General features: G+C 51.4%; 6 protein-coding genes, 2 tRNA genes and 3 rRNA genes. 1 reads left to right on the top strand and 10 read right to left on the bottom strand.

Features of this window, described 5'->3' with window-relative positions; translation table 11 throughout:
- Positions 1-305: 305 nt before the first annotated feature.
- Entirely contained in the window at positions 306-1,136 is an 831-nt protein-coding gene (iclR, locus tag LOZ86_RS03495) for a glyoxylate bypass operon transcriptional repressor IclR (RefSeq protein WP_039487245.1), read from the top strand.
- Between the two features lie 271 nt (positions 1,137-1,407).
- Here iclR and aceK read toward each other — a convergent pair whose 3' ends face one another.
- From aceK to LOZ86_RS03445, 10 genes are all read right to left on the bottom strand, one after another.
- Complete coding sequence (gene aceK / locus LOZ86_RS03490; RefSeq protein WP_039487246.1) at positions 1,408-3,183, bottom strand: bifunctional isocitrate dehydrogenase kinase/phosphatase; 1,776 nt, start codon at positions 3,181-3,183, stop codon at positions 1,408-1,410.
- Positions 3,184-3,232: 49 nt separating this feature from the next.
- The gene (aceA, locus tag LOZ86_RS03485; RefSeq protein WP_039487248.1) at positions 3,233-4,540 is read right to left on the bottom strand and encodes an isocitrate lyase; all 1,308 of its coding nucleotides are present in this window, start codon (positions 4,538-4,540) and stop codon (positions 3,233-3,235) included.
- Between the two features lie 31 nt (positions 4,541-4,571).
- Positions 4,572-6,170 carry a malate synthase A gene (aceB, locus tag LOZ86_RS03480; protein ID WP_039487250.1) on the bottom strand — a complete coding sequence of 533 codons (1,599 nt, stop codon included), beginning with the start codon at positions 6,168-6,170 and terminating at the stop codon, positions 4,572-4,574.
- Between the two features lie 290 nt (positions 6,171-6,460).
- Positions 6,461-7,390, bottom strand: coding sequence for a homoserine O-acetyltransferase MetA (metA, locus tag LOZ86_RS03475; protein ID WP_039487251.1), 930 nt, complete (start codon positions 7,388-7,390; stop codon positions 6,461-6,463).
- Positions 7,391-7,596: 206 nt separating this feature from the next.
- On the bottom strand, positions 7,597-7,899 hold the full coding sequence (locus LOZ86_RS03470) for a hypothetical protein (protein WP_225969801.1): 303 nt from the start codon (positions 7,897-7,899) through the stop codon (positions 7,597-7,599).
- Between the two features lie 117 nt (positions 7,900-8,016).
- Positions 8,017-8,132 (bottom strand): 5S ribosomal RNA (gene rrf / locus LOZ86_RS03465).
- A gap of 124 nt (positions 8,133-8,256) precedes the next feature.
- Positions 8,257-11,159, bottom strand: a 23S ribosomal RNA gene (locus LOZ86_RS03460).
- 220 nt (positions 11,160-11,379) lie between these two features.
- Positions 11,380-11,455 (bottom strand) — tRNA-Ala (locus LOZ86_RS03455).
- A 42-nt stretch (positions 11,456-11,497) separates the two neighbouring features.
- Positions 11,498-11,574, bottom strand: a tRNA-Ile gene (locus LOZ86_RS03450).
- A 71-nt stretch (positions 11,575-11,645) separates the two neighbouring features.
- Positions 11,646-13,180: ribosomal RNA gene (locus LOZ86_RS03445) — 16S ribosomal RNA — on the bottom strand.
- The 16S, 23S and 5S rRNA genes sit together here with 2 tRNA genes alongside, the layout of an rRNA operon.
- Positions 13,181-13,396: the final 216 nt, after the last annotated feature.

Below are 13,396 nucleotides of genomic sequence, written 5' to 3'. Positions count from 1 at the left end.
TCCCGGCCAATAAATACGATATGTTGTGTCTCTACCCAAAATAATTCGAGTTGCAGGAAGGCGGCAATCGCACGAATCCCCAGGAGCTTACATCAGTAAGTGACTGGGGTGAGTAAGAGAAGCCAACGCACATGCAGCTTGGAGTATGACGGGTATATCCTAGCATAAGTTATGAGCACGCTAACGCGGTGTAGCATGAGACTTTTTCAGGTCATTTGCCGATAAAAAGCGCAGAGAAAGAAGAGTTGCATTCTGCGGTAAAAAAACGAAAATCAATTCCATTACCATAAAAAGGAATCGACGCCATGACGCCACCAGAGCCAGCCAAACGCGGGAAAAAACCCAGAGCCAGCGTGGGCACCGCTGCACAGCCAACCGGGCAGGTTCAGTCGCTGACCCGTGGCCTGACGCTGCTTGAATATATCGCCAAAGCCAACGGCAGTGTGGCGCTAACCGATCTCGCTCAGCAGGCCGGTTTACCGAATTCCACGACCCACCGTCTGCTCACCACCATGCAGCAACAGGGTTTTGTGCGTCAGGTTGGCGACTTGGGGCTGTGGACGATTGCTTCACACGCGTTTATCGTCGGCAGCAGCTTTCTGCAAAGCCGCAACCTGCTGGCGATTGTGCATCCGATAGTACGCAAATTAATGGAAGACTCGGGAGAAACCGTCAATCTGGCCGTGCTCGATCAGACCGACAGCCAAGCGATCATCATCGATCAGGTACAGTGTACGGCGCTGATGCGTATGTCCGCACCGATCGGCGGTAAGTTGCCAATGCATGCTTCGGGTGCAGGGAAAGCGTTTCTGGCGCATTTACCCGATGCTCAGGTCACTCAACTGCTGCACAAGAAAGGGCTGCATGGCTACACGCCACACACCTTCAGCTCGCCACAAGCGTTGAAAGAAAACCTGTCGCTGATTCGCAAGCAGGGCTATTCGTTCGATGACGAAGAGCACGCGCTGGGACTGCGCTGCATCGCGGCCTGTATTCTGGATGAACATCATGAAGCGTTCGCCGCCATTTCCATCTCTGGCCCCGTGTCGCGCATAACGGACGACCGCGTCACAGAACTCGGCGCGCTGGTGATCAAGGCAGCGAAGCAAGTCATGCAGGAATACAGCGGGTTATAAGCCTTTTAGGCGCATGTTTATGCAGACTGTGGGAAGGTTTCGTGCGCAATAATACCGTTATTTTCATGCTACTTCGTAGCACGCGCCCGACACAGGGCGCTCAGTCGCCGCCGCCCTGTGTACCCAGGCTTTCGGCGGGAATTATGCCGCTACGCGGTGCCTTCGTCGGTATCAGGCTTAACGGACCGCTTGCGACATGTTCCCTACGTGGTGCAAGCTTTCGCCGCGTCCTGCGGCTCATCCTAAGCCTGCTATCTCCTCAGCATAATTTTTACGCCGGATGACGGCAAAGGCCTGAATCATTCTCAGTTGTGGTGTATAGCGGCTCAACACGCAGACTAAAACGCTTCCGACGACGGTAGGCGTAAACATCCTCAATGTGCCCGTCCCTGATGCGCTGCTGTAATGCTCGCCAGTAATCCGCGCAAAACAAATCGCCGTGCATTTCCTCAAACAGCGTGCGAATGTGGCGATCACTGCACAGGAAATGCGAAAACTCTTCGGGAAACACGTCATTCGGCGCGACGCTGTACCACGGCTCGGCGGCCAGTTCGTCCTCTGGGTAACGCGGCGGCGGGATTTTGCGGAAATTCACCTCCGTCATGTAGCAGATTTCATCGTAGTCATAAAATACGACTCGCCCATGACGTGTGACGCCGAAATTCTTGAATAGCATGTCGCCGGGGAAAATATTCGCCGCGGCCAGCTGTTTGATGGCATTACCGTATTCTTCAATCACATCGTGCAGCTGCTGTGCGCTTGCATGCTCCAGATAGAGGTTCAGTGGCGTCATCCGGCGCTCCATGTACAAGTGTCGGATCACCAATTGATCGCCCAGATCTTCGAGCTTTTCCGGTACCTCACGCCAAAGCTCATCCAGCAATTCTGGACTGATACGATGCTTATCGATGACGAAGTTTTCATATTCCTGCGTATCCGCCATGCGCCCCACGCGATCGTGCTCTTTCACCAGCTGATAGCACGCCATTACCCGCTCCGCACTCACTTCTTTCTGCGGCGCGAAACGATCTTTAATGACCTTAAATACGCGATCGAACGACGGTAGCGTAAACACCACCATCACCATACCTTTCACACCGGGCGCGATAATAAACTGCTCTTCTGATTCGGCAATGTAGTGCAGATATTCGCGGTAATACTCGGTTTTACTGTGCTTCTGGCAGCCAATCGCCAGATACAACTCCGCCGTCGTCTTCCCCGGTAAAATGTCACGCAGCCAGGCCACCAGCGCCGACGGCAACGGGGCATACACCATGAAGTAAGAGCGGGCGAAACCAAACACAATGCTGGCGTCCGCCTGACTGGTTAAGCAGGTATCAATAAATAGCGCCCCGCGTTCGTTGTGGTGAATTGGCAGCAGGAACGGAAAAACACCGTCAGGGAGCGACAATTTCCCTACCAGCCAGGCCGCTTTGTTACGATAAAACAGCTCATTAGCCAGCTGTAATGTCGCCTGCACAAGCTGCTCCGCTGAGAAGGTACGCTGCAAATACGCCGTGATATAACCAATATCACGCGGCAAATCTTCCCACGGTAAACGCAGCGGCACGTCGCTCAGCAGCTTTTCCAACATGTTCTGCCAGCCGTCAGTGGGCACAAACGTCTTGGCAATAGGCCTAGGAATTTCACGAAAGCGCTGTTCAGGTTGAGAGCTGAAAACAAACAGCTTATCAGGCGTCAGTTCCCGATGGTTGAACAGCCGACAGTAGACGGAATTAAAGAAACTCTCTGCAATCTCAAAACGTGGATAATCCGGCAATAAGCGGGTATAGATATGCTTCACACGTGCTAAAAAATCCGCATCATTGCAGCGGATACCGGTAATACAGCGCAGCTGTTCGACCACCAGACCAACATGGTGATCGTATAAGTGAATACGCTGTTTCATTGCCTGTTGTACGGCAGGCCAGTCAGCCTGTTCAAAGCGCTGCTGCGCACCCGCCGTCACTTCGAGAAAACGTCCATATTGCGCATCAAACCCTTGCAGGATCGTCTGCGCCACCAGCTTTTCAAGGTCACGCGTCATCATGATCTCCCGATGAAACCCGGCCAGCCGAACACTGACCGGGCTAGGATCAGAACTGCTGTTCTTCCGTCGATCCCGTCAGCGCCGTCACTGAAGACTCGCCTCCCTGAATGATGTTCGTCACCTTATCGAAGTAGCCTGTACCCACTTCCTGCTGATGCGATGAGAAGGTATAGCCGTCTTTAATCGCTTCAAATTCAGGCTGCTGCACTTTTTCTACGTAGTGCCGCATCCCTTCACCCTGCGCATAGGCATGCGCCAGATCAAACATGTTGAACCACATGCTGTGAATGCCGGCCAGCGTAATGAATTGGTACTTGTAGCCCATCGCCGACAGCTCATCCTGAAAACGTGCGATCGTGCTGTCATCCAGATTCTTCTTCCAGTTAAACGAAGGGGAACAGTTGTACGCCAGCAGCTTACCGGGGAACTTCGCGTGGATGGCCTCGGCAAAACGACGCGCCAGCGATAAATCCGGCGTTGAGGTTTCGCACCATACCAGATCGGCATACGGTGCGTAGGCCAGACCGCGGCTGATTGCCTGCTCGATCCCAGCACGCGTGCGATAGAAGCCTTCCACCGTACGTTCTCCGGTGATGAAATCACGGTCATACTCATCACAGTCGGAAGTCAGCAAATCCGCGGCATCCGCATCGGTGCGCGCAACCAGTAAGGTCGGCACGCCCAAGACATCCGCCGCCAGACGCGCCGCAACCAGTTTCTGAATGGCTTCCTGAGTCGGCACCAGCACTTTGCCCCCCATATGCCCGCATTTCTTCGCCGATGCCAGTTGATCCTCAAAGTGAACCGCCGCGGCACCCGCTTCGATCATCGATTTCATCAGCTCAAACGCATTCAGCACACCGCCGAACCCTGCCTCCGCATCCGCAACAATCGGCAGAAAGTATTCAGTATGACGCTTATCACCCGGCTCAATGCGGTTCGACCACTGAATCTGATCGGCGCGCCGAAAAGTGTTATTGATGCGCTCAATCACCGCAGGTACGGAATTCGCTGGGTAGAGCGACTGGTCGGGATACATGCTGGACGCCAGATTAGCATCCGCCGCCACTTGCCAGCCGGAAAGATAAATCGCTTCGATGCCCGCTTTCGCCTGCTGTAAAGCCTGTCCTCCCGTCAGCGCGCCCAGGCAATTCACATAGCCTTTGCGAGAATCGCCATGCAGTAGGTTCCATAGTTTTGCTGCGCCGAGCTGCGCGAGCGTGCATTCCGGGTTCACCGATCCCCGTAGATTAATCACATCTTCTGCGCTGTAGGGGCGCGTAATACCTTCCCAGCGGGCGGTTTTCCACTCTTTTTCGATATGCTGGACTTGTTGGGTACGAGAGGTCGTCATAGCAGAGGTTCCTTTTTATTATCAGTCAGGATTAATCAAGCAATGCGTAGCCGGGTAGCGTCAGGAAGTCGATCAGCTCATCTTGCGTGGTAATTTGCTCCATTAGCCGAGCGGCTTCATCAAAGCGCCCTCCGCTAAAACGGGCATCACCGAGCTCCTCCTGAATCACAAACATCTCTTCGGCCAGCATCTGGCGGAACAGCGCTTTGGTGATCACTCGACTATCGCTCAATGTCTTGCCGTGGCGAATCCACTGCCAGATTGAGGTACGGGAAATTTCTGCCGTTGCCGCATCTTCCATCAGCCCATAAATCGGGACGCAGCCATTGCCGGATATCCATGCTTCGATGTACTGCACCGCCACACGGATATTCGCGCGCATCCCCACTTCCGTGCGCTCTCCTGGGCAAGGCTCCAGCAGCGCTTCTGCGCGGATGGGCGCATCGTGTTCACGACTGATATCGAGCTGATTTTTACGCTCGCCTAACGCCCTATCGAACACCTCCATCACGGCATCTGCCAGCCCCGGGTGGGCCACCCAAGTGCCGTCATGACCATTGTGAGCTTCCAGCTCTTTGTCTTTACGTACCTTATCCAACACCCAGTTATTGCGTTCCGCATCCTTACTTGGGATGAACGCCGCCATCCCGCCCATGGCGAACGCGCCACGGCGATGACAGGTTTTGATCAACAGCCGTGAGTAAGCGCTAAGGAAGGGTTTTTCCATCGTCACCGACTGGCGATCGGGCAGAACGCGATCGCTGTGGTTCTTTAATGTTTTGATATAGCTGAAGATATAATCCCAGCGGCCGCAGTTCAGCCCAACGATGTGGTCACGTAAGTGATAGAGAATTTCGTCCATCTGGAAAACGGCAGGCAGCGTTTCAATCAACACTGTCGCTTTGATCGTCCCGCGCGGCAGATCAAAGCAATCTTCCGTGTAGCAGAAGACATCATTCCACCAAGCCGCTTCCTGCCATGATTGGGTCTTAGGCAGATAGAAATAAGGGCCGCTACCTTTCTTCAGCAATTCCTGATAGTTGTGGAAAAAATACAGCGCGAAGTCGAACAGGCTGCCGGGAATCGCTTCCCCCTGCCAGGACACGTGTTTTTCAGGCAAATGCAAACCGCGTACCCGGCAAATCAATACGGCAGGATTGGGCTTCAACTGGTAGATTTTTCCTGTTTCATTGATATAGGAAATCGTACCGCGTACGGCATCACGCAAGTTGATTTGCCCGTCGATCACCTTTTCCCAACTCGGTGACAACGAATCCTCAAAGTCCGCCATAAAAACTTTCACGTTGGCATTCAATGCGTTGATCACCATCTTGCGTTCGACCGGACCGGTAATCTCAACACGACGATCCTGAAGGTCATCGGGAATACCGCGTATTGTCCATGCCTCATCACGAATGGAAGCCGTTTCTGAAATAAAATCAGGCAACTTACCCTGATCGATATTACGCTGTTGTACCTGCCGTTCGGCGAGTAATTGATTACGGGCTGGCGTGAAATGCGCGACCAGCTCCGTTAAGAAATCAATCGCTTCTTCCGTAAGAATTTGCTTCTCACCTTCGCCAAAACGCTGACTAAACGCCAATTCTCTGTTTATCGTCTGCTGCATCATTCGTGGTTCCTTTTCAGATTCCGCTTCATTTATCAACAACCGCCAAATCGGCAAAACCAGTATGTACATTTCTTAGCCGACAGGATTAAGCGTAATACAACAAAAAACAAAATCAAAAACAAAAACAATTTCCATTTTAATTAAAAACAGAAAGTAACAGCATGATAAAAATGAAAATTAAAATCCAAAAGGAAGAGAAATGACTTTCACTAACCAACAGAAATGAAAGGGTTCAGCACAAAAAAGAAAGGCACCCTTGAAGGTGCCTTAGAGAAAAGAAGGGGAACGGGTTAGTCCAACGTAGGGTTCATCCGACGTAAATCGTAAGGCGTAATCTGGTAAACATAGTAATTCAGCCAGTTAACAAAAAGCAGATGACCGTGGCTACGCCAGCTCGCTTTCGGTGCCAGTTCAGGGTTGTCATCGGAGAAATAATTCACCGGAACGGCCGGATCCAATCCAGCGTCACAGTCACGGAAAAACTCGCCCGCGAGCGTCAAGACATCATACTCTGGGTGCCCGGTAACAAACGCCAGACGCTTATCTTTGCTGGCAAACAGATAGGCTCCGGCCTGCTCCGACTCAACCAAAATCTCTAAATCCGTATGCTGACGAATTACATCAGCGGGGAAATCTGCATAGCGTGAATGTGGTGCCAGGAATGTTTCATCAAAGCCGCGGGTCAACAAGGCATGAGGTTGCAACGTTTGATGTAGGTAAACGCCGGATAGCTTTTCCTTGCGGGTCATTTTGGGGATGCCGTAAAGGATATTGAGAGCAGCCTGCACAGCCCAACACACGAATAGTGTGGAGGTCACATGCTCTTTTGCCCATTCGATGACACGTGCGATCTGTGGCCAATAAACAACATCGCAGAAATCAACCAATCCCAGCGGTGCGCCAGTCACAATCAGGCCATCAAAATTTTCGTCCTGAATATCGTCGAAATTACAGTAAAAGTTATTCAAATGCTCGGTTGGCGTATTCTTCGACTCGCGACTATCGATACGTAGCAGTTGGATATCGATCTGTAAGGGGGAGTTGGATAACAGGCGCAGAAACTGGTTTTCAGTCTCGATCTTTTTAGGCATCAGGTTCAGAACCAGCACTTTGAGGGGGCGAATTTCCTGCGTTTTAGCACGCGAGGACGTCATCACAAAGACGTTCTCATTCCGCAGAAAATTGACAGCTGGTAACTCATCAGGAACCCGAATTGGCATAACCTTATATCCTCAAAGCATACGTTTAAACGTTTAGACATCCAGATGCCCGAAGATAGCGAGTTTTTGTACTAATGTCGAGTGCTCAGCGCATAAGGTGAAAATGTTTCACTGTGCCCAGAGAACGCGCTACATGCTTTATCTTTTTTTCCTTGCCAGCTCAATCACTTCCGCATCAACCAACACCCGGGAGTGTTCTATTATAATCAGCCGTGCTCTCGGTGAAGCCGCAACAGTGATTTCCAGAAGAATACGTTCTTCAACCTGTGATAGCCCCCTTCGTTCATTTCAAGCGCATGCATAACCAGCACATCCTGGCCGAATGTAAACCAGCCACGTTTGATAAATTTGTGGGCTAAATCCTGAAGAACCTTCTCTGCACGAAAAAAGTCAGCAACCAATAAGCGTGAATTACTAAAAACCTGGCTAGAGTCACTTACTTCCTGATGCGTCTCAGGATTACGCACAACCATTTTATTCTTACGGATCTGGATATATAAGATCGTCATTTATTTCCCTATATTTATTATTCCGTATGGGTTTCGACGTACAAACGGTGAAATCTACCAAAATTCCCCATAGCAAAAAGCCCCTGTCTTTCAACAGAGGCTTTCCACTTATTTGATGCCTGGCAGTTCCCTACTCTCACATGGGGAGACCCCACACTACCATCGGCGCTACGGCGTTTCACTTCTGAGTTCGGCATGGGGTCAGGTGGGACCACCGCGCTATCGCCGCCAGGCAAATTCTGTTTCATTCCAACCGTTATACCTCACTTTTCAGTGTGCACAACCATCAGAACCAATCTTTGAACAAGCTGATTATCAAAATCTCTTTGAGTCGTCTCAAAACACCTTCGGTGTTGTAAGGTTAAGCCTCTCGGGCCATTAGTACTGGTTAGCTCAACGTATCGCTACGCTTACACACCCAGCCTATCTACGTCGTCGTCTTCAACGGCCTTCAGGGGCATCTAGTGCCCAGGAAGACTCATCTCGAGGCAAGTTTCCCGCTTAGATGCTTTCAGCGGTTATCTCTTCCGCACTTAGCTACCGGGCAATGCAATTGGCATCACAACCCGAACACCAGTGGTGCGTTCACTCCATTCCTCTCGTACTAGGAGCAACCCCTCTCAATCTTCCAACGCCCACGGCAGATAGGGACCGAACTGTCTCACGACGTTCTAAACCCAGCTCGCGTACCACTTTAAATGGCGAACAGCCATACCCTTGGGACCTACTTCAGCCCCAGGATGTGATGAGCCGACATCGAGGTGCCAAACACCGCCGTCGATATGAACTCTTGGGCGGTATCAGCCTGTTATCCCCGGAGTACCTTTTATCCGTTGAGCGATGGCCTTCCATTCAGAACCACCGGATCACTAAGACCTGCTTTCGCACCTGCTCGAGCTGTCACTCTCGCAGTCAAGCTAGCTTATGCCTTTGCACTAACCTCCTGATGTCCGACCAGGATTAGCTAACCTTCGTGCTCCTCCGTTACGCTTTGGGAGGAGACCGCCCCAGTCAAACTACCCACCAGACACTGTCCGCAACCCGGATTACGGTATACGTTAGAACATCAAACATTAAAGGGTGGTATTTCAAGGTTGGCTCCACGCAGACTGGCGTCCACGCTTCAAAGCCTCCCACCTATCCTACACATCAAGGCTCAAGGTTCAGTGTCAAGCTATAGTAAAGGTTCACGGGGTCTTTCCGTCTTGCCGCGGGTACACTGCATCTTCACAGCGAGTTCAATTTCACTGAGTCTCGGGTGGAGACAGCCTTAGCCATCATTACGCCATTCGTGCAGGTCGGAACTTACCCGACAAGGAATTTCGCTACCTTAGGACCGTTATAGTTACGGCCGCCGTTTACCGGGGCTTCGATCAAGAGCTTCGCCTTGCGGCTGACCCCATCAATTAACCTTCCGGCACCGGGCAGGCGTCACACCGTATACGTCCACTTTCGTGTTTGCACAGTGCTGTGTTTTTATTAAACAGTTGCAGCCAGCTGGTATCTTCGACTGATTTCAGCTCCGTGAGCAAGTCACTTCACTTACCATCAGCGTGCCTTCTCCCGAAGTTACGGCACCATTTTGCCTAGTTCCTTCACCCGAGTTCTCTCAAGCGCCTGAGTATTCTCTACCTGACCACCTGTGTCGGTTTGGGGTACGATTTAATGTTACCTGCTTAGAGGCTTTTCCTAAGCGTAGCATCGGTTACTTCATCACCGTAGTGACTCGTCATCACGCCTCAGTGTTAATGATGACCCGGATTTACCAAAGTCATCCACCTTCACGCTTAAACCGGGACAACCGTCGCCCGGATAACCTAGCTTTCTCCGTCCCCCCTTCGCAGTAACACCAAGTACAGGAATATTAACCTGTTTCCCATCGACTACGCTTTTCAGCCTCGCCTTAGGGGTCGACTCACCCTGCCCCGATTAACGTTGGACAGGAACCCTTGGTCTTCCGGCGTGCGGGTTTTTCACCCGCATTATCGTTACTTATGTCAGCATTCGCACTTCTGATACCTCCAGCAGCCCTCACAGGCCACCTTCGACGGCTTACAGAACGCTCCCCTACCCAACAACACCTAAGTGTCGCTGCCGCAGCTTCGGTGCATGGTTTAGCCCCGTTACATCTTCCGCGCAGGCCGACTCGACCAGTGAGCTATTACGCTTTCTTTAAATGATGGCTGCTTCTAAGCCAACATCCAGCTGTCTGTGCCTTCCCACATCGTTTCCCACTTAACCATGACTTTGGGACCTTAGCTGGCGGTCTGGGTTGTTTCCCTCTTCACGACGAACGTTAGCACCCGCCGTGTGTCTCCCGTGATAACATTCTTCGGTATTCGTAGTTTGCATCGGGTTGGTAAGTCGGGATGACCCCCTAGCCGAAACAGTGCTCTACCCCCGAAGATGAATTCACGAGGCGCTACCTAAATAGCTTTCGGGGAGAACCAGCTATCTCCCGGTTTGATTGGCCTTTCACCCCCAGCCACAAGTCATCCGCTAATTTTTCAACATTAGTCGGTTCGGTCCTCCAGTTAGTGTTACCCAACCTTCAACCTGCCCATGGCTAGATCACCGGGTTTCGGGTCTATACCCTGCAACTTAACGCCCAGTTAAGACTCGGTTTCCCTACGGCTCCCCTATACGGTTAACCTTGCTACAGAATATAAGTCGCTGACCCATTATACAAAAGGTACGCAGTCACCCTGATTAATCAAGGCTCCCACTGCTTGTACGTACACGGTTTCAGGTTCTATTTCACTCCCCTCGCCGGGGTTCTTTTCGCCTTTCCCTCACGGTACTGGTTCACTATCGGTCAGTCAGGAGTATTTAGCCTTGGAGGATGAATTTCCCCCCATATTCAGACAGGATGTCACGTGTCCCGCCCTACTCATCGAACTCACAATCTGTGCATTTTTGTGTACGGGACTATCACCCTTTACTGTGCGACTTTCCAGACGCTTCCACTAACACACAAACTGATTCAGGTTCTGGGCTCCTCCCCATTCGCTCGCCGCTACTAGGGGAATCTCGGTTGATTTCTTTTCCTCGGGGTACTGAGATGTTTCAGTTCCCCCGGTCGCCTCATTACGCTATGTATTCACGTAATGATAGTGTGTCGAAACACACTGGGTTTCCCCATTCGGGTATCGTCGGGTATAACGCTTCATATCAGCTTACCGACGCTTATCGCAGATTAGCACGCCCTTCATCGCCTCTGACTGCCTAGGCATCCACCGTGTACGCTTAGTCGCTTAACCTCACAACCCGAAGGTGTCTTTGATTAATCAAAGTCACTGTCGTGCTGCGATTATTTGAGAGACTCATTGACACACTGACACGCCATTCATACCCGTAGGCATCAATGCATGTTCAGCTGTCATGTTTCAATTTTCAGCTTGTTCCAGATTGTTAAAGAGCAAAACGTCGCAGTGCACCCAAACAGGTACACTCTGAAGTTTTCTATATAGCGAGTATTGATGGTGGAGCTATGCGGGATCGAACCGCAGACCTCCTGCGTGCAAGGCAGGCGCTCTCCCAGCTGAGCTATAACCCCATCGTTGCTTACAGATACCTTAGATACCACTCATGGGAGAGTTGGTAGGCCTGAGTGGACTTGAACCACCGACCTCACCCTTATCAGGGGTGCGCTCTAACCACCTGAGCTACAAGCCTATTAAGGTATTTCTGCTCGTTTTTCATCAGACAATCTGTGTGAGCACTTCACTTAACACACATCTTTTTGGTAAGGAGGTGATCCAACCGCAGGTTCCCCTACGGTTACCTTGTTACGACTTCACCCCAGTCATGAATCACAAAGTGGTAAGCGCCCTCCCGAAGGTTAAGCTACCTACTTCTTTTGCAACCCACTCCCATGGTGTGACGGGCGGTGTGTACAAGGGCCGGGAACGTATTCACCGTAGCATTCTGATCTACGATTACTAGCGATTCCGACTTCATGGAGTCGAGTTGCAGACTCCAATCCGGACTACGACGTACTTTATGAGGTCCGCTTACTCTCGCGAGGTCGCTTCTCTTTGTATACGCCATTGTAGCACGTGTGTAGCCCTACTCGTAAGAGTATGATGACTTGACGTCATCCCCACCTTCCTCCGGTTTATCACCGGCAGTCTCCTTTGAGTTCCCGACCGAATCGCTGGCAACAAAGGATAAGGGTTGCGCTCGTTGCGGGACTTAACCCAACATTTCACAACACGAGCTGACGACAGCCATGCAGCACCTGTCTCAGAGTTCCCGAAGGCACTAAGCTATCTCTAGCAAATTCTCTGGATGTCAAGAGTAGGTAAGGTTCTTCGCGTTGCATCGAATTAAACCACATGCTCCACCGCTTGTGCGGGCCCCGTCAATTCATTTGAGTTTTAACCTTGCGGCCGTACTCCACAGGCGGTCGACTTAACGCGTTAGCTCCGGAAGCCACGCCTCAAGGGCACAACCCAAGTCGACATCGTTTACAGCGTGGACTACCAGGGTATCTAATCCTGTTTGCTCCCCACGCTTTCGCACCTGAGCGTCAGTCTTTGTCCAAGTAGCCGCCTTCGCCACCGGTATTCCTCCAGATCTCTACGCATTTCACCGCTACACCTGGAATTCTACCCCCTCTACAAGACTCTAGCCTGTCAGTTTTGAATGCAGTTCCAGGTTAAGCCCGGGGATTTCACATCCAACTTAACAGACCGCCTGCGTGCGCTTTACGCCCAGTCATTCCGATTAACGCTTGCACCCTCCGTATTACCGCGGCTGCTGGCACGGAGTTAGCCGGTGCTTCTTCTGCGGGTAACGTCAATCGATAAGGTTATTAACCTTACCGCCTTCCTCCCCGCTGAAAGTGCTTTACAACCCGAAGGCCTTCTTCACACACGCGGCATGGCTGCATCAGGCTTGCGCCCATTGTGCAATATTCCCCACTGCTGCCTCCCGTAGGAGTCTGGACCGTGTCTCAGTTCCAGTGTGGCTGGTCATCCTCTCAGACCAGCTAGGGATCGTCGCCTAGGTGAGCCATTACCTCACCTACTAGCTAATCCCATCTGGGCACATCTGATGGCGAGAGGCCGAAGGTCCCTCTCTTTGCTCTTGCGAGGTTATGCGGTATTAGCTACCGTTTCCAGTAGTTATCCCCCTCCATCAGGCAGTTTCCCAGACATTACTCACCCGTCCGCCGCTCGTCACCCAGAGAGCAAGCTCTCCTGTGCTACCGCTCGACTTGCATGTGTTAGGCCTGCCGCCAGCGTTCAATCTGAGCCATGATCAAACTCTTCAATTTAAGATTTGTTTGATTTGCTTCTACTCGAGAAGCGATGCTCAAAGAATTAGTAACTGTTTATTCGTAATGAATTTCACTGTTGTTCACTCTTCAAGACTTTTTATATCGTTAAGATACGGTCTTGTGAGTGCCCACACAGATTGTCTGATTAAATTGTTAAAGAGCAGTGCGTTGTGGCCTTAACCACTTCGCGAGGTGGCGTATATTACGCTTCCC

Source organism: Pectobacterium parvum (genome assembly GCF_020971565.1).
Taxonomy (GTDB): Bacteria; Pseudomonadota; Gammaproteobacteria; order Enterobacterales; family Enterobacteriaceae; genus Pectobacterium; species Pectobacterium polare.
This window is presented reverse-complemented; position numbering and strand designations above follow the sequence as displayed.